Genomic DNA, 17,415 nt, shown 5'->3' with positions numbered 1-17,415 from the left:
CCGGGCCTGCAAGGCCCCTCATGCACCCAGGCGCAGACCGCTGCTGGGCCTCATCACGCTCAAACGGCTACTGGCGCCCACTCCTCCCTATTCGGATTCGTCAAACATGGGGTTGTGAGAGGCTCCCTACAGCCCGACAATCGAGGAAGATACGTTGGAGGTCCTTGTTTCTTGCCGCACTCAACTCGGAATATCCATGCACAGCCTAATGCCCGCCAAAGAACCGGGCATATTTTGCAGGGGGATTTGAAGCTCCGTAGAAAGCATCGCCCATTGCGCCGGGCCTTGGAATGGATAGAAACCGGAAGCACCGCCCCTCACCATCACGCCATTGCGGCCCTCCACCTTGGTCATCGCTGCCAAACCGAGCCCTGCGATTCCAAAAAAATTGGAGGCTTTTTTATTCTTCGAAGCACTCCCGAAAGACGTCAGGCAGACATTTTTTGAAAGATCGCCCCGGGGCAACTTATCTCCGCCAATGAAAATATTCGACCGCAGCTCTTTTGCCACATATTCCCACTCATGGTCACACGGTAAGCGGTAGCCGCTTTTGCTCAAGAATTTTTCAGCCTCGCTGGTTGACAAGTAGATGGGGTAAGGCCCCTCTTCTGCCGAAAAATCAGGCCGTTCCAAATCGCCAGACAAATCGATATTTTCTTCCGCCACCCATTCAAAAAGCGGAAACCTGCTCATCAGAAATGGGCGTACGGCTTTCTCCTCTGGTGAGACACGGCCCTCCACCAAGGTTTTCAGCATCTGCCATTCATCTGGAGAGCACAAAGCCTGAATGGCTTTTTTATGCGCATCGCTCATGCCGTAATCAAAAAACCCACCGAAAACTAAGCTCAAGGGGGTTTCGTATTCCTCGTCATAGAAGCACGGAATATCCACTTTCGACTGACTTTTAGATTCAATTGAACGAAAGGGCTCAGCCAATTGAAAACGATCAGGCAGCCTTTCCAATATCTCATCACAGATATACTCTTGTCGCTCTGCAGTTTGCGACATCCACGACTGCAGTGAATCAATCTCAGAAAAATTACTCATGATCTCTTTCTTTTTCCCAGAGTACAAACGCCCGCAGCCTTTTTGGAGTTTGACTTGGCCCTAGCCTTCTTAGCCGCATCACCTGCTTCCCACACTTTACCATCCCAAGTATATTTAATACCAGCAACTTTGCCACTATTTACGGCCGTATTCATAGCTCCCTTGCAGTGGGAGCATGGCGCATACTGCCCATCCATTTCTATGGAATCTTCTGGAGAATAATTTCCTTCATTCAAAGCCTTCCTTTCAGTATGTGTAACCAAGGTGCAGAGCGGATAACCTAACGCCTTATCCTCTTCAGTCATCCCACCACTGACATAATCCTGCTCAGATTTAACCGCACCATCCTTCCCCTTGACTTTGGCTTTCAAATTGTGGGGGGGACGCCTTGCTAGACCAAGAGGATCAAACCAACTCCAAGGATTCGGAGAATATTCATAGAAATTTCCTCCCCCAGCAAAACCGATAGGATCTTGATGTACAAAACGCCCAGTCACCGGGTCGTAATAACGATACCGGTTGTAATGCAGCCCGGTTTCACCATCAAAATACTGCCCCTGAAACCGCAGCGGCTGCTCCACTAAATTGAGAGCCTGGAGATCGCCCTGGGCCGCGAGAGTCAATGGCCGGTCACTTGCAGTGAACACCGCAGCTTCCCCATCGGTGCCTGTGCGAAGCATCTGAAGCGCCTGCGCCTGCCCCCACACCTTATAGCTGGCCGCCCACACGATCCTTCCCGCCTCGTCCGTCAACTCCTGCGGCGCGCCTACTTGGTCGCACTGGTAGTAATAGACGGCAAAGGATTTTGCCTCAGACGATTCATTTGCTACATTTTCCATAGCAATTTGCCCTAGTACTTCTTGCGCTGGGGCCTGTTTCGCCTCCGACTCCAGCTTGGCCAGCGGCACGAAGCTGTCCGGCTCGTACAGGTATTCGCTGACTTTGCTGCCCCGTATTTCTCCCGCGAGCAGGTCGCCGTCATACACGAACCGGGTCCTGCCGAAGGCGTCCGTCTTGTCGATGCGCCGCCCCAGCGCGTCGTACCGGTAACGCGTGGTCTGCACGGTGGCTCCAGGCTCGGCCTGCACCTGGCCGGCAGCACGCACCGATTGCAGCGCGGGACGCTCCCGGTAACGCGTGACGGTGGCCTCCACGATCTGGTGCTCCGCGCTGTAGCGATAGTTCTGCACCGTGTGCCAGCCCACCAGCCGTTGCACGACGTTGCCGTGCAGGTCGTACGTGAACCGCAGGTCCTGGTACACGGTGAGTCGGTTGGTGGGCACCTTCTCCCGCTCGTGGCTCACGCCGCCGGCGCTCTGCTCGCCGCCCCGGTTGGGGTTGAGCAGGTTGCCGGCCGGATCGAACGTGAATTGCTCGCGGTCTTCTCCCTGCTGCGTACCTTGCGTCGTGCTCCGCGTGCCTTTGTGCGCCGACAGGATGCGGCCCAGCGCGTCGTAGCGGTATTCGCTGGCGCCCCGCAGGCTGTCCTGCGTGGCCGTGAGGTTGCCGCCCCGGTCGTACTGGTAGTGCCGCGCAATCCGATGGCCTGAAGGAAGGTGTGGCAGACGGGCCAGCAGGTTGGACAGGCCCGGTGGGCCGGGCATTCCGGGTGGTGGGTCCCGGTCCCGCAACGACGCCTGCGTGGCTGCGCCGGGCAGCGTTTGCAAGGCGGCTTCCCGGCTCACTTTGTGGGCCACCAGCCGGCCCATGGGGTCCAGGCCGTAGCGGCTGGTCAACGCCCCTTGCGTGCGCGATATCTCCTGGTGCAGCGCGTCGCGCTCCATGTCGCTGACCGTGTGGCCATCCACCCGGATCTGGTGCAGGTGCCCGGAGCCGTAGTACAGCCATTGCACGTTCTTGCCGCTGGGCAGCACGCTCTCTGTTCGGTTGCCCAGCGCGTCGTAGGCGTGGCGGAAGGTGAAGTGCCGATCCGCCTGGGCCTGCGCACTGTCTGCCTGGGCATCGCCCAGATGGACCTGCGTTTCCTCGACCAGTTGCGAGAGTGCGTCGTAGGCGAACCGGACCTGGGCCTGCGCGTTGGCGCAGCCGACCATGCGCCCGAGCAGGTCGTAGGTGTAGCTGGCCGCCTCTCCGTTCGTGTGGGCCTTGGTCAGCAGCCGGCCCAGCAGGTCGCGCTGGAAGTGCGTGCGCTTCGGTAACGGCGCATCGGGCGCCATGTCGTACGGCGTGTCCGGCGGCTCGTCCGCATCGCGTTCGTGCAGCTCGGTCAGCTCGCCCGCCGCGTTGTATCGGTAGCGCTGGATGCGGCCATCGAAGCCGATCTCCTGCACCAGGTTGTCGGCCGCGTCGTAGTGGAACTGGTACCAGGCGCCGTTCTCGTTTTGCAGTGCCACGAGGCGCCCCACCGCGTCGTAGCGGTAATGCAGGCTCTGGCCCTGCGGGTCCTGGCGCTGCACGGGCTGGTCCAGGCCGTTGTACGCATAGCGGGTGATGGCGCCCTTGGGGTCGGTGTAGGCCACCAAGTTGCCCTGGACGTCGTGGTCGTAGCGGTGCTCGGCCCCGTCGGCTTCGGTGACGATGCGCAACTGGCCCAGCGCGTCGTGCTGGTAGCGCGTGGCCTGGCCCAGGGCATCGACGCTGGCGGCCAGGTTGCCCAGGATGTCGTACTGGTAGCGCGTGGTGCGGCCCGAGCAGTCGGCGTAGGCGGTGAGCTGGCCGGCGGCGTCCCATTGCAGGTGTTTTGTCTTGCCGTGGGCGTCCTCGATGGCCACGGGCAGGCCGCGCGGATCGTATTGGTAGCGGGTGGCGTGGCCCAGCGCGTCGGTGTGCTCGCGCAGGTCGCCGCGCGCGTCGTAGTCGTTCTTCCAGACGTGGCCCAGGGCGTCGGTGATCTCGGTGGGCAGGTTCAGCGCGTTGTAGCGCAGCCGCGTGGTGGCGCCGGCCGCGTCGGTGACGGCGGTCAGGTTGCCACGGGCGTCCCATTGCCAGCGGGTGCTGCGGCCCAGGGCGTCGGTGGTCGTGTCGGGGTTGCCGGCGCGGTCCATCTGCGTCTCGGTGCGCACGGGCTGGCCGTCCGCTCCAGCTTCCGTGACGGCGACGACTTCGTTGTGCCCGTTGTAGTGGTAGCTGGTGCGCCGGCCCAGGGCATCGGTGACATGGGTGGTGCGCATCCCCAGGTCGTATTCGAAGCGGGTGTCCAGCAGGCCGGGGGTGTCGGTCCAGGTGCGCACCACGCGCCCACCCGCATCCAGCCGGCTCCATTGCTGGTGGTGGGTGAAGCCGTTCTTGGTGGTGTAGGCCACCATGAGGTGGTTCTCGTAGCGGTACGCCGTGGTGCCGCCCTGCGCATCGGTGGCGCTGGCGAGGTTGGCCTGGCTATTGCCCTTGCCCCCCTTGTCGCCCTCCAGGTTGCCCGCGCTGTCGTAGGCATAACGCACCAGCACCCCGCCCTGATGCTGCACGCCATCGAGGGTGCGGGGCGCAAGGCGCACCTCGGCCAGCAGGCCGGCCTCGGTCCAGCCGAAGTGCAACTCGCGCCCGGCGCTGTCGGTCAGGCCGGTGGGGCGCGGCGCAATGCCGTCCACGCCGGTTTCGTCATAGGCCGGGTAGTGCAGCGTGATGGCATTGCCGTGGCGGTCGCGCAGCCGCGCCAGGGGAAGGCGCCACTGGCCGGGCACGGGCTTGGCGAACTCGTGCCGCAGGCCATCGGTGGCCTCGACGCTGTAGCGCCCGTCTTCGTGGCGCTGCAGCGTGATCTTTTCTCGCTCGTCGAAGTGGCTCTGCCCGGGCGAAAGCGGCGGCAACTGCACCCTGCGGCCCCGGGCATCGTAGTAATGCACATGGCTGTGGACCAGGGCCAGCTCGATACTCAAGGGCGTGCTCCACCCCCAGCCCAGCCAGCCGGGGCGCCGGTCGGCCGAGCGGTAAAAGCGCCGCCATTCCAGCGGCAGCAGGCCGGGCAAGGCAAAGTCGGTTTCCGACAGGATCTTGACGCCGGTGGCGAAGATGACCGGGTGGCAGGTGCCGAGTTCGCAGTGGGCGCCGCCCGGTGCGCCGACGTGCACGTCATCGACGATCTTGGCCTGCGTGTTGGGGTTGACCTGGTTGTTCTGCCGGCTGGCAACCGCATTGATCCTGGACTTGGCGCGCTTCACGATCTTGCCGAGCACGAAGCCGATGGTGATGGCCGCCACGCCATTGGCGATCACGTCGGCGATCTGGTCGATCTTCTCGTCGGTCAGGGGCGGCGTGAGCAGGTCCTGCACCTCCTGGGCCAGCTCTGCGATCTGCATGGCGGATTCGGCCATGGCGGCACCGCCCACCACCAGATTGACACCGGGAATGAGCTTGCCCACCAGCTTGAGCGCGGGGCCGATCAGCACGCTCGGGTCGGTGAGCGACTCGCCCAGCGCGCTCAACTGGTCACCGAAGGCGCCGGGGAGCTTTTCGATGACTTTCTGGGCCAGCTGGTCGTAGGGGCCGGGCAGCGCCTTCATGGCCAGGCGCATGGCCCAGCCGGGGTTGATGACGAGGGCGTTGGATTTGGTCGTGTCGAACGAGCGAACGCTGCCCTTGCCTTCGAACTTGGTGTCGCTGCTGTAGCTGGTGGGCTCGGCCGCGCCGCCCACGACGGTGGAGCGCACGCCGGCGATGCCGCCCAGCCGATCGGGCGTGGCGGGAATGGATTCGAACCGGCTACCGGCCACGGAGACGGGCTTGCCGTCGATCTTGAGGGTGGCCGTGCCGTTCTTGAGGCCCGGCCCGTGGGCCATGTTGAGGATCGGAACCGGCGGTCCGTTGGGCTTGGGGAAGACGGGGTTGATGGGCCCGGGAATCATGGCCGGGCTGCGCCCCTCGTGGATCGCCCGGCGGTCGTTGACGTACGTGGCCATGGGTCAGGCAGCTTCGCGGTTGCGGGTGGATGGGGATGGAATCGGTGCGCGGGTGTGATTCCAGGTGGCGACCCAGGCGGCCACGCGGGTGCCAAGACCGGTCACGCTCTGCAGGCCCGCGTGGCCGCTCAGCGCCACGGGCCTGTGGGGGTGGTGCAAGCCCTGGCGCATCTCGTGCAGCAGGCTCAGCAGCAAAGGCACCCAGGCGGCGCCGACTTCGCCCAGGAACGCAGCCGGATCGTGCATGGCGGGATGGCCGTGCTGCGCAGCCAGATGGGCGCTCAGGTTCATGAGTTCGCTGCCTCGCCACGGGCTTCCGTCCATGTCGCTCCAGTAGGACTGCAGCGCCTGGGCGGGGATGTCCGCGGCCTTCAAGGCGTGGGTCGCCGCACCGATGAGCGCAGCGCCGTCCAGGATGGCTTCGCTGCCCACCCGGGAGGCCGGCTCCTGCGCAAACGCGGGCGGGAACACGGTGACGTAGTTCGCCGCACAGGGCTTGCGGGCGAGCCGCACGAACGCGGCCCCTTCGGAGGCGATGAATCCCTCCGTGTGGCCTTTCACCCGGAGCCAGCGCCGTTGGTGGAAGACATCGATGGTGGCGGGGTCCACCCCGCTGTCCACGCCGCCGCAAACCACCTCCGGCACGCTGGGGTGCTCTTGCATGAAACGGTATGCCGCAGCCAGGGCATCCGCCCCGGCCACCGCCCCGCCCGTGTAGAGCATGAGCGGCAGGAACTCCGGTGCCACGTCGAGCGCGCGCGGCAGCTCCAGCGCGAATCGCTGGGCGTCGATGGCGCCGCGCAGCTCAGGCAGCGGCTCGGGCAGGGCGATGAAGACCGGAATGGGCCGGACCATCGGCCATGCCGCGGTGGGTGCGGTGGTGGGGCCTTGCAGCGCCTCGTGCAGGGCCGGCGCGGCCAGCCGGATCAGCCGATCGATGCCGGTGCAGTCGGCCTCGATGGCCTGCACGCGCGACACCGTGGCCTGGTGATCGATGTGGCCCGTGATGGGCTGGCGGGTGAAGGCCGCAAAGCGGCTGGCCACGGCGCTGCGGGTCTGCCAGGCACGCGTGCCGATGGGCGTGCAGGCGCCGGTGGCCGCAATGGTGAGCGGCGTCATGGCGCACTCCCGGCAAAGACGGCCCGCTCGAACACGGAGGCCGTCTGAAGCGCCAGCGCCTGCACGCCGGCCAGGTCATCGGCCTCGATCCACAGCGCGCCGCTCATGCGGGAGACATGTTCGATGTACAGCAGGCGGCGCAGCGGTGCACCCACGCACGCGGCAGCCTCTTCCAGCACGACCGATGGCCGCGGTTTGCCGATTCGCAGGGGCGGGCCGGCGCTGGGCAGCGCCGCCAGGGCCGCGTCCGCCCAATGGGCGCGGTCGCCGGCCGGGCGGGCTCGGTCGAACAGCCCATCGCAGGGAACGCCCGCCAGCAATGCCACGCTGTCGGCCAGTGCCCGGCATGCGAGTTCGTCGTCCCACGGCGTGTGCGCCGCAAGCTGGCGCAGCAAGGGGCCGTCGCCGACCAGGGCGGCGGCATACAGCTGCTGCGTCCAGGCCATGGCGGGAAAGCGGCCCTCGCGCAAGGCAACGGCCAGATCGTGCCCTGCGCGCGCCGCGCAAAGGGCCAGCGCCACCGGGGAGTCGGGCCATCGCGCCAGCATCGCCTTGGCGGCCGTGGTCTCCTGCGGGCTGCCCATGAGCGCCAGGGAGATCAACCCTGCTTCGGCGTCCTCGCCTTGCTCCACGGCCCGCAGCGCCTTGGCCTCGTCGGCACGGGCCACGCAACGCCAATGGCAGAGATTCGCCAAGCCGCCGGGCAGGGGCTCGGCCATGGCCGCCATGGCATCGGCATACGCATCGGACACCGCGGGCCGCGCAATGGCGAGCCGCATCAGAAGGCGCACCAGCGACAGGTGCTGCTGCTGAACCGCCTGGCTTGCGCGCGGCGCGAGATAGCTGGCCACGGCGTCATCGAAAGCGAATCGCAAGGCATGGAAGACCGCGGCGGGGTGGGCTTGCAGATGGCCGTTCCAGAGGTCGGGGGCCACATCGGCGGGCCGGCCCAGCTGCAGCTTGAGGACTTCGATGCAGGCGTGGGCAAAAACGGCGGGGCCTTCCTGCAGCAATTCGTGCCCTGCGGCGGCGATTTCCGCATGAAAATCCGATTCCATCGCAGGCGCATGGGACAGATGCAGCTTGAGCGAGGCCAGGCACTGGACGATGCTGTCGTCGAACACCGCCAGGGCCTCCAGCCGGTGTGCGGGCAGCGTGAGCATGTGGGTGCGGCGCCAGTACTGCGTGACCAGCGAACGCGCCATGCGCAGGGGCAATGCGCGCATGACCGGGATGTCGATGGCGCGCACCAGGGGAAGACGGGTGACACTCACGCAGACCCCCTCGGGGCTGGCGCATGGCAAGGCCGAAAGCAAAAAGGATGCATACGATGCTGGAAAATTTGACGCCCTTCGCCGCGGAAATCCTTCCGGGCTACGGGCCAGATGGCGGGCTGCAAAAGACCGTGGTCGTCAAAGCCACGCTGGACTTTCGCAATCGGGTGGCGCCGCACGGCACGGGCTTGCCGATCCTGCGTGGCGACCAGTTCTTCGATGCACCGGGCATGGAGGGCGTGGTGCGCTTCGAAAGCGACCTGGTGCCCTTCAAGCCGCGGGTGGATGTCATCGTCAACGCGGTGGCCTACGCGCCCGGCGGCAAGCCCGTCGCCGCGTTCGATGCGGGCGTGACGGTAGGACGCGAGGCGCGCGTGGTGCGAGTCTTCGGCGAGCGCGTGTGGCGCAAGCGACTGGGCTTGTTTCCGGTGGCGGTGGAGCAGGCACCCGCGCTGCAGGTGCCCGTGGCCTATCACCTGGCCTACGGTGGGCAGGACCCTGCCGATGCACAGGCCTTCGCCCCCGCCAACCCCACGGGCCTGGGCTTCAGCGCCGGGCTGCCGCCCGATGGTTTGCCGCTGCCCCGGATCGAATGGCCGGACGAGTTGATCCACGCAGCGGGCGATACGCCCTCGCCCGCGGGGTTCGGGTGTTTCGGCCGCACCTGGCTGCCACGGCGCAAGCTGCTGGGCAGCTATGGGCCGGCGGAGTGGCAGGTGCCCGGCATCGTGGGACGGATGCCCCGATCGTTCGACCCGGCGGCCTGGAACTGCGCGCATCCACGGATGCAGTTTTCTTTCGAGCAGGTGAAGCCCGGCACATCGATCCAGTGGCTCCACTTGAGTGCCCAGGGCCCGTCGCAGATCATCCTGCCCGATATCCGGCCCCACGTTTCCTGGACGGCCGGCGGCGGCAAGCGCCATGCCGCGTCTCCGCATTTCGACACCGTGACCATCGAGCCCGAGCATGGCCACTTCGCACTGACCTGGCGCCACACGCTGTCGCAGGAAATCCATGGCCAAGTGGAGGCGGTGCAGGTCCATCTCTGAAACGGACGGCGGCCGCCGTTCAGTTGATCCGGACTTCGGCGGCGTCGATGTCCACCAGGTCGCGCGCGTCGTGCTCGATGGTGAGGGCCACGATGCGGGCCAGCCCCTCGGCCGTCAGCCGCAGCGTCGCGGCGCCGGACGAGAGCGTGATGGAGTCATTCGACTGCAAACGGATGGACCGGTCGCTCCAGGGCACGGCGGCACAAGGCACCAGCACGGCGGTGATGACGGCGTGGCCTGCACCGGTGCGTGCCAGCAGCACCTCGTCGCCAGGCACGAGCGCAGGCAGCATCACGCCCACGCTGGCATCCAACGTCTCCGCGCCGCACGCCACGCTGTAGGCGCCCTGCCCGGCTTGCGCGCGCACCGTGGCCTGGCACATCGTGACGGATGGGGTCGCGCCTGCACCATCGCCGTGAGACGGCGAAGAAGAGAGCGAAGCATCGACGGAGGACGGTTGTGCGAGCGCCATGCGGACTCCGGTCAGGTGGGATTGACGTTGGTGTTGGGCGACGCCACGGTCACGCTGGAGCTGCCGGCCACGTTGATGGTCTGCCCGTTGATCTGCACGGTGCCGTCGCTGGTCATGCGCAGCACCGCCTTGCCGCATTTGATCTCGATGGCGTCGCCCACGGTCACGGACATTTCCTTGCCGACCGACAGCGTGCGCACCTCGCCGATCGTCGTGGCCGCGTTCTTGCCCACGCTCTCGGTGTAGTTGTCGGAGGTGCTGTCGGTGCGGTCCTTGCCCACCTTGCTGGTCTGGCTCTGCCCCACGGTGACCGAGCGCCCCATCAGCACGTTGGTGCTCTGCGTCAGCCCCACGTTGACCACCATGGCCGCGCCCACGTTCACGTTGTAGGCCGCGCCGATGTTCATCATCTTGGCCAGCCCCACGTTCTGCAGGTAGGCCAGGCCGACGGTCTCGGTCTTGAAGCTTCCGACCTTGATCGACCAGTTGTTGCCGATCTTGTCCTTTTCGTTGCGGCCGATGGTCTTGCTGCGGTTGTTGCCGATGCTCACCGTCTCGTCGATGCCGACGTCTTCGTTCCGGTTGTCGCCGATGCTGATCTTCTCGTTGTGGTCCACCCGCTCGGTGCGGTTGTTGTGCACGGTGATGGTTTCATCGCGGTCCACGGTCTCGGTGCGGTCGCGGTGGATGACGTTGGTCTCGTCCCGGTCGACGGTCTTGCGCCGGTCGTTCCCGACCCACTTGTCCTCGTCGTTCTCCACTTCGGTGAGCTGGTCCTTTTGCGCATGCAGCCACAGCTGCTCGGCCCCGGCCTTGTCCTCAAAGCGGATGGCATTGGCATCGCCCGCGCCGTTCTTCAGTCCGTCGCCGAAGGCCCCGCCCTTGCTCGATTGGGTCTTGATGCCCGACTGCGTGGCGTTGGCCGGCAGCGCCCACGGCGGCATGTTGTCGGCGTTGTACACGCAGCCGGTGATGAGGGGGTAGTCCGGGTCGCCATTGAGGAAGTCGACCACGACTTCCATGTTGATGCGAGGAATGAACATAGCCCCGAAGCCGGAGCCGGCCCAGCTGCTGGAGACCCGCACCCAGCAACTGGAGTTCTCGTTCATGGCGCCCACCCGGTCCCAGTGGAACTGCACCTTGACGCGCCCGTACTGGTCGGGCCAGATCTCCTCGCCCGGCGGGCCGACGACGACGGCGGTCTGCGGGCCGGTGGTCCTGGGCTTCGGCGTGGTGCGCGCGGGGGTGTAGGGCACGCTGGTGGGCTGGGCCAGCAGGGTGAATCGCTGGAACGAGCCTTCTTCCTGCGCCGTGCCCTTGGGGCCCGGCGCAGCAGCGCTGACCTGGGGGTTTTCCTTGAAGTGATATTCGAGACCGGTGAGCAGGTAGGCCTGGTTCTGGTCCTCGCGCGGGTAGTTCTCCAGCGTGAAGGTGTAGCCCGGAGCGAGCGCCCGGTGGCGCGACTGGCCCCGCACGGTGCTGTGCCCGGTGAGGCTTTCCTGCAGCCGCACCCGGGCATAGGCTTCGCCGTCGCCGAATTCGGTGTACCCGCCCGGCCATTCGTAGATTTCGTGGGCGTCGTGCGCGTGCCCCGGCGGGGTCTGGCGCATATTGGACAGGTCCGCGCGCGGTTTCTTGAAGTCGTAGTCGTCGTTGTAGTGCCGCCCGGAGTGGATGGCCTGGTGCAGCTCCCAGGCGTGGATGTTCTCTTTGTCGGCGACGGCGGCCTTCTCAGGCGGGTAGAACGGGATGACGGCGGCGCCCGCGAGCGGGCTGTGCGAGGCGACGATGTCGTCGGCCAGGGTCAGGATGTGCTGGCCCGCGCTGTGCTGGTGGTAGTAATAGATGCCCTCATGCTCCATCAGGCGCGAGACGAAGGCGCAGTCGGTCTCGCCGTACTGCACGCAGTAATCCCAGCTGCGATACGCCCGCGTGAGCCGCTTTTGCAGGGGGTGGCCGTATTTGCCGAGCACCTCTTCGATGATGTCGGGCACGGTCTTGTTCTGGAAGATCTTGAAGTCGCTCTTGCGTGTGGCCAGCCACAGCCAGGGGTTCAAGCGCAGGCGGTAGGAGTAATACCGGTGGTCTTCGCCCTGCAAGCCGAACCGGGTGACGATGCCGTCCAGGTAGCGCCGACCTCCGCCTTCGGTCTCCACCTCCACCGTGGCGTGCTTGCCCAGCAACGCCTTGGGGTCGAGGGATTTGCTCTCGCTCAGCAGGTCCACATCCAACGCAAACAGCTCGCTCAAGGATTCCTTGCCCTGCAGGCGGCGAAACTGCAGCTGTTCTCCCAATGGCGTTTGGATCGTGACGCGGCGTGTCATGTGAGCAAGCCCCTATCGGCGTAATCGCTGTGATTAAAGGCCGCGATCATAGCCAGCAATAATGACAATCCATCGATTAAACAAGGCCAGCTCAAGGGCATTGCACGACACGCATCTCAAAGAGGCATCAGAACACACCGCATCCCCTGCATGCAATGCGGCCGGCATGCCAAGCCACCGTCTTGGCGCCAAGCCCAATATTGCCCTGGTGGTCCAGGAAGCCGCCCTGTGGAGCCGACCAGCCGCACCACCGCACGTTCGACTGCGGCGCCTCCTTCGAGTCTTCTTCTGGTGGCGCACTTGCGCCGTCGCTTGCTGCTCGTCCTTCTCAAACAGCGGGGCCGCGGCCCGATACGGCATTGACCGCCCTAGGCGCATCGGCCGATTGATGCTCCAAGCCACCACCCGCTACAGCGCCAGCGCCGTCTCGGTGCGCTGGACTTCGCCCAGTGGCATGGATTCGGTCCGACAGCCTTTCTTCAAGCAGACGGGCTGGACACGGAAGCGCTGTCAGGACAAGGAATTGCCAAGCCTTTTCGAGAGGCTCCCCTTCGATGCGGGATTGACGGCAACGCCAATTTTCTGGGCGGTATTTTGGTTGATTTTATTGGTTTCAATCACTGGCACTCCATTTTTATTGACTGGAACACCCGCCGCGTTGATAGAAATCTTGTTTCTATAGGCGTATTCTGGATACATGACCTTTTCCACCGAAAAAACACGAGAACCACCTTCCAGTCCATACCTTTTCTGCAAGGCAGACAATTTGGTGGACGGATAAAGTAGATTATTTGTTTCGGAGGTGCATCGATTGATCACATCCAGACCCCGGGAAGAAATATTGTTCAAGGCGGCTGCCTTGACTTCGCTGGGCAGTGCGGCGGCGAATATAAGGATATCGCTCTGCAATTCCGATACCTCTGCATTGTCCGACGAGGCACCTGCCCTGTCTTCGGCAGCTTGCACTCCAACATCGTCCGTCGATTTTCGAACATATCTGATTTTACTGGCGTCACCCTGCGCGACAGAGAAATCACTGCGATCAATGATATTGGCTTCGGCGCAGATATCCAAAAAAGCCTCGGCCCTTTCGCAAGCACCTTGATCAATATCAACCAACTGGATTTTGGCGCCCGAATGAATATGGTACATCATGGCGGAAAGCGGAAAACCGGCACCGACGAATGAAATGGTCTTGCCCTTCAGATCAGGAATTGAACTGTCTTTCGTCAACAAGCGCAGCTCATTCTCCGCCATCTTGTCGTAATTATCGAGGTATGGAAAAGAGAACTGATGGCTTTCCTGCACGCCGGCAATCTTTTTGCTGCTCGGAACATCGAACACGATCTTTTTCAAATGTGCGGTTTTATCGTCTTTATTATTCAAACCGGCATGCAGCACAGGAATGCTTGTATTTTTAAAAACAGTGAAAATGTAGTCCAAAGCAATTCTTTCCATCTCCCCTTCTGAAAGATTGGAAATTTCTTGCAGATCTGATGCGATATCGCTCAGATTTTTTCTTATGGCCCGGGACTGTTCGGCAGAATAATCCTCGTTGCATGTCGTCACCAGTGAATTCAGACATTCATTGACCTCATCGCAAGGTTCGAGCCCATCGGCAATGTACGCTTGCGTGCGATTTTGATCATTCTTCACATGCTCTTTGTGCGCATCGAGCCGAGGCTTCATCTTTGCGTGAATCAACCTGATTTTTCCAACGGTTGCGTCGACACGCTCTTTATTGGCCTGACTCGCAGTTGGCAACTTCTGGATATCTGCATTTCGAGGCGCCGCAATCTTCGAACTTTTGCTGGAGGCCCCGCTTCGGATGGTTGGAAGGCCAATGGCACGTGCGGCCGTCGATAGCACTTTCCCCGCTTTCGAACAGCCCCCATGTTGCGTGCGCTGCAGATCTGGCTGGGAGTCCTTGTCCTTCGGAGGCAAGACGCATTTGAGTAGTCCGCGATGGGCGTCAATCTTCATGATTCTCAATTTCATTTAAAAAAGGAGTGCGCATAATCGACAGGGACGACGCTGTCCCAGTCCAGGAATGCGAAGCTCTGTCGCTTTTTGCGAAGTCGCCGATGTGTCCGCTGATGTGCTCGGTTGGTACCGGGTCGTCGGCGCCCTGTGGATGGGCACGTACCCGTGTGTAATGAATGACGTCGAGGGCATTGCATTGCGGATCCAGGCCACAAAACACATCGGAGTATTCATTCCATGCCCTTGCCGTGTCCGACACCCGATCAACGTTTCGTTAAATCATTTCAAAGAAATGGCAATCCAGTCAGCACGTGACGACGACGTGTGAGCGGCGCTCTCAAATCTCTCGACGAGCCCCCTCGCAGCGGTCGCCTCAGCGCCAGAAAATCGCAGCCATCGCCCGCGCCCGAAAGCCGTATCGCATGCCCCGCTTTGCCGCCAACCTGTCCCTGCTCTACCCGGAGTTCGATTTCCTCGACCGTTTCGCCGCGGCTTCACGTGACGGCTTTCGTGGGGTCGAATTTCTCTTTCCCTATGGCCACCCGCCCGCCGAACTGGCGGCGCGCCTGCAGGCCCATGGCCTCGAACAGGTGCTGTTCAACGCGCCACCGGGCCAGTGGGACGCGGGCGAGCGCGGCACGGCCTGCCTGCCGGGGCGGGAGGCGGAGTTTCGCGCCGGCATGGTGCAGGCGATCGATTACGCGCAAGCGCTGCAGTCGCCGCGCATCCACGTGATGGCGGGGCTGCTGCCGGCCGGCCGCACGCGGGGCGAGGTGCGCGCCACCTATGTGGCCAACTTGCGCGTGGCGGCCGCGATGGCCGCGCCGCACGGGCTGCAGATCCTCATCGAACCCATCAACGGACGGGACATGCCCGGCTACTTTTTGAACCGCCAGGACGAGGCCCATGCGCTGCTGGCCGAGATCGGCGCGCCGAACGTTCAGGTGCAGATGGACCTGTACCACTGCCAGATCGTCGAAGGCGACCTGGCCACCCAGATCCGCCAGTACGTGCCCACGGGCCGGGTAGGCCACATCCAGATCGCGGGCGTGCCCGAGCGGCACGAGCCGGATGTGGGCGAGGTCCACTACCCCTACTTGTTCCAGTTGCTGGACGAACTGGGCTACCCGGGCTGGATCGGCTGCGAATACCGGCCCGCGCGCGGCGCGGTACCCGGGGGCACCAGCGCGGGACTCGGCGGGTTGCGGCCCTTCTGGTGAGGGACGGCGGCCCGCACACCTGCCGGGCCATGGCCCCCTTGCGCCATTGGCTGACACGGCCGGCAGGCCAACGGGGATGAAATGGCACATCGCCCGGCGCCCCTCCGGCCGGCCTTTCCTTCATCCCCCACCGAGCATTTCCCCATGCCACGCCTTTCCCAGAAAACCGCCCTCGTCACCGGCAGCACCCAAGGCATCGGCGCCGCGATCGCGCTGCGCTTCGCTCGCGAGGGCGCCGACGTCGTGCTCAACGGCCGCAAGCCCGACGGCGGGCCGCGCGAACTCATCGAACAGATCCAGGCGCTGGGCCGCCGCGCGGTCTATGTAGCGGCCGACATCGGCACCGCCAGCGCGGCCACCCAGCTGGTCGAGCGTGCGGTCGAGGCGCTGGGCGGCCTGGACATCCTGGTCAACAACGCCGGCGTGGAGCGCCATGCCGATTTCTGGGACGTGACCGAAGAAGACTACGACCTGGTGATGGACACGAACGTGAAGGGCCTGTTCTTCGCCACCCAGGCCTTCGTGCGCCACCGCCGCGCACTGCAGCGCGGCGGCGCCGTGGTGAACATCAGCTCGGTGCACGAAGAGATCGCGTTCCCGCACTTCGCCTCGTACTGCGCGAGCAAGGGCGCCTTGCGCATGCTGGCACGCAACCTGGCCAGCGAACTGGCGCCGCTGTCGATCCGCATCAACAACGTGGCGCCGGGCGCGATCGCCACGCCCATCAACGAAAAGCTGCTGAACGACCCAGCCAAGCTCAAGGCGCTGCAGGCGCAGATTCCGATGGGCCGGCTGGGCATGCCGGAGGATGTGGCGGGGCTGGTGGCATTCCTGGCGAGCGAGGACGCGGGCTACATCACCGGCGGCACGCATTCGGTGGATGGCGGGCTGACCTACCACTATACGGAGCAGTGAAGGGGCGGCGGCGCCCGTTCAATGGAGTGAATGGACAGGCGCCAGGCCGGTCCGGCGCAAGGCGCATACAGGTCGTGCATTGAAAAGGTCTCCACCGCAATAAGTACTATGGCATATAGCTATACTTTTAATAGCAACCGCTTGTAGCCTTCTTCGCCTTCCTCGCTCCGGGATGCTCTGCTGGGCAAGGGGTGTCGTCAGACCCCGTCGCCCAGTTCCTGCCGCGTGGGCAGCCCGTCCGAGTCGCCCGGAAACTGCACCACCCGCGCGCCGATGGCGTTGCCGCGCGCCGCAGCGCGGGCCAGGTCCAGCCCTTCGAGCAGGCCGCTGACCACGCCCACTGCGAAGCCGTCGCCAGCGCCGACCGTGTCCACCACGCGAGTCACCGGGCACCCGGGCGCTGTGCCCCGCGCACCGCCCTGCTGCGCGTAGAAGGCGCCTTCCGGCCCGAGCTTGACGACCACCTGCCGCGCGCCCTGGGCGAGGTAGAAGTCGGCCACACCCTCGGCGGTATCGCGCCCCGTGAGGGTGCGGCCTTCGCCCAGGCCCGGCAGCACGGTGTCGCACAGCGCCGCCAGGGCGTTGATGCATTCGGCCATGGCCTCGGGCGAGGGCCACAGCCGGGGACGCAGATTGGGGTCGAACGAAATCGTGGCGCCCGCCGCGCGCGCCTGCCGCGCGAGGTGGAAGGCCAGCTCGCGCGTGCTGGGCGACAGCGCCGGCGTGATGCCGGTCAGGTGCAGGTGACGGGCCGGGAACGCGCCTTGCGGCGCATCGGCCAGGCTCAGGTGGCTCGCGGCCGAGCCTTTGCGGAAATATTCGATCTGCGGATCGCTGCCGTCCTCGGCGCGGGTCTTGAGCATGAAGCCCGTGGGGTGCGCGGCATCGGTGGCGACGTGGCGGCGGTCGATGCCCTCGCGCTCCATCTCGCCCTGCAGGAAGCGGCCGAACGAGTCCGCGCCCAGCCGCGTGATGTAGCCGGTGCGCAGCCCCAGCCGCGCCAGGCCGGTGGCCACGTTCAACTCGGCGCCGGCCGCCGCGCGGCGGTAGTCGGCCACGGCATGCAGCTCGCCCGGGGCGGTGGCCATGAAAAGCGCCATGGGCTCGCCCACGGTGAGAACATCGAGCGCAAGGGAGTCGGGTTGCATCGGGGCGTCGT

General features: G+C 64.6%; 11 protein-coding genes. 3 read left to right on the top strand and 8 right to left on the bottom strand.

Annotated elements, in window-relative coordinates; genetic code table 11:
• Positions 1 to 180: 180 nt before the first annotated feature.
• From AVAK2825_RS09120 to AVAK2825_RS09105, 4 genes are read right to left on the bottom strand one after another with little or no spacing between them, the layout of a single operon-like run.
• Positions 181 to 1,047 (bottom strand): hypothetical protein, encoded by an 867-nt coding sequence (locus AVAK2825_RS09120; protein ID WP_284396929.1) that lies wholly within the window; start codon positions 1,045 to 1,047, stop codon positions 181 to 183.
• Positions 1,044 to 5,900, bottom strand: a complete 4,857-nt coding sequence (locus AVAK2825_RS09115; protein WP_284396924.1) for a DUF6531 domain-containing protein — start codon at positions 5,898 to 5,900, stop codon at positions 1,044 to 1,046. The genes AVAK2825_RS09120 and AVAK2825_RS09115 overlap by 4 nt, the downstream gene beginning before the upstream one ends.
• Before the next feature lie 3 nt (positions 5,901 to 5,903).
• Entirely contained in the window at positions 5,904 to 7,019 is a 1,116-nt protein-coding gene (locus tag AVAK2825_RS09110; RefSeq protein WP_284396921.1) for a 3-oxoacyl-ACP synthase, read from the bottom strand.
• On the bottom strand, positions 7,016 to 8,293 hold the full coding sequence (locus tag AVAK2825_RS09105) for a hypothetical protein (protein WP_284396918.1): 1,278 nt from the start codon (positions 8,291 to 8,293) through the stop codon (positions 7,016 to 7,018). The genes AVAK2825_RS09110 and AVAK2825_RS09105 overlap by 4 nt, the downstream gene beginning before the upstream one ends.
• A gap of 56 nt (positions 8,294 to 8,349) precedes the next feature.
• Here AVAK2825_RS09105 and AVAK2825_RS09100 point away from each other — a divergent pair, with 56 nt between their 5' ends.
• Positions 8,350 to 9,342 (top strand): DUF2169 family type VI secretion system accessory protein, encoded by a 993-nt coding sequence (locus AVAK2825_RS09100; RefSeq protein ID WP_284396915.1) that lies wholly within the window; start codon positions 8,350 to 8,352, stop codon positions 9,340 to 9,342.
• A 19-nt stretch (positions 9,343 to 9,361) separates the two neighbouring features.
• On the opposite strand, the gene AVAK2825_RS09095 is transcribed toward AVAK2825_RS09100, so the two are convergent.
• The 3 genes from AVAK2825_RS09095 to AVAK2825_RS09085 form a co-directional block, all read right to left on the bottom strand.
• Positions 9,362 to 9,814, bottom strand: coding sequence for a hypothetical protein (locus AVAK2825_RS09095; RefSeq protein ID WP_284396913.1), 453 nt, complete (start codon positions 9,812 to 9,814; stop codon positions 9,362 to 9,364).
• An 11-nt stretch (positions 9,815 to 9,825) separates the two neighbouring features.
• A complete protein-coding gene (locus AVAK2825_RS09090) occupies positions 9,826 to 12,138 on the bottom strand; it encodes a type VI secretion system Vgr family protein (RefSeq protein ID WP_284396904.1) in 2,313 nt (770 codons plus the stop codon).
• 510 nt (positions 12,139 to 12,648) lie between these two features.
• Positions 12,649 to 14,121, bottom strand: coding sequence for a class I SAM-dependent methyltransferase (locus tag AVAK2825_RS09085; protein ID WP_284396900.1), 1,473 nt, complete (start codon positions 14,119 to 14,121; stop codon positions 12,649 to 12,651).
• Positions 14,122 to 14,543: 422 nt separating this feature from the next.
• On the opposite strand from AVAK2825_RS09085, the gene otnI reads away from it, so the two are divergent.
• Positions 14,544 to 15,341, top strand: coding sequence for a 2-oxo-tetronate isomerase (otnI, locus tag AVAK2825_RS09080; RefSeq protein WP_284396897.1), 798 nt, complete (start codon positions 14,544 to 14,546; stop codon positions 15,339 to 15,341).
• 144 nt (positions 15,342 to 15,485) lie between these two features.
• Positions 15,486 to 16,256, top strand: a complete 771-nt coding sequence (locus AVAK2825_RS09075; protein WP_284396894.1) for an SDR family NAD(P)-dependent oxidoreductase — start codon at positions 15,486 to 15,488, stop codon at positions 16,254 to 16,256.
• Between the two features lie 197 nt (positions 16,257 to 16,453).
• On the opposite strand, the gene AVAK2825_RS09070 is transcribed toward AVAK2825_RS09075, so the two are convergent.
• Positions 16,454 to 17,404 (bottom strand): sugar kinase, encoded by a 951-nt coding sequence (locus AVAK2825_RS09070; RefSeq protein WP_284396892.1) that lies wholly within the window; start codon positions 17,402 to 17,404, stop codon positions 16,454 to 16,456.
• Between the last annotated feature and the right edge of the window lie 11 nt (positions 17,405 to 17,415).

The sequence above is a fragment of the Acidovorax sp. SUPP2825 genome (assembly GCF_030158995.1).
GTDB lineage: Bacteria > Pseudomonadota > Gammaproteobacteria > Burkholderiales > Burkholderiaceae_C > Paracidovorax.
Note: the sequence above shows the minus strand (reverse complement) of the source record. Positions and strands in the feature narration are given on the sequence as shown.

Bases quoted from the DNA above. Each gene is read 5' to 3' on its own strand.
- AVAK2825_RS09120 (WP_284396929.1), bottom strand. From the start codon at position 1,047: ATGAGTAATTTTTCTGAGATTGATTCACTGCAGTCGTGGATGTCGCAA.
- AVAK2825_RS09115 (WP_284396924.1), bottom strand. From the start codon at position 5,900: ATGGCCACGTACGTCAACGACCGCCGGGCGATCCACGAGGGGCGCAGC.
- AVAK2825_RS09110 (WP_284396921.1), bottom strand. From the start codon at position 7,019: ATGACGCCGCTCACCATTGCGGCCACCGGCGCCTGCACGCCCATCGGC.
- AVAK2825_RS09100 (WP_284396915.1), top strand. From the start codon at position 8,350: ATGCTGGAAAATTTGACGCCCTTCGCCGCGGAAATCCTTCCGGGCTAC.
- AVAK2825_RS09095 (WP_284396913.1), bottom strand. From the start codon at position 9,814: ATGGCGCTCGCACAACCGTCCTCCGTCGATGCTTCGCTCTCTTCTTCG.
- AVAK2825_RS09090 (WP_284396904.1), bottom strand. From the start codon at position 12,138: ATGACACGCCGCGTCACGATCCAAACGCCATTGGGAGAACAGCTGCAG.
- AVAK2825_RS09085 (WP_284396900.1), bottom strand. From the start codon at position 14,121: ATGAAGATTGACGCCCATCGCGGACTACTCAAATGCGTCTTGCCTCCG.
- otnI (WP_284396897.1), top strand. From the start codon at position 14,544: ATGCCCCGCTTTGCCGCCAACCTGTCCCTGCTCTACCCGGAGTTCGAT.
- AVAK2825_RS09075 (WP_284396894.1), top strand. From the start codon at position 15,486: ATGCCACGCCTTTCCCAGAAAACCGCCCTCGTCACCGGCAGCACCCAA.
- AVAK2825_RS09070 (WP_284396892.1), bottom strand. From the start codon at position 17,404: ATGCAACCCGACTCCCTTGCGCTCGATGTTCTCACCGTGGGCGAGCCC.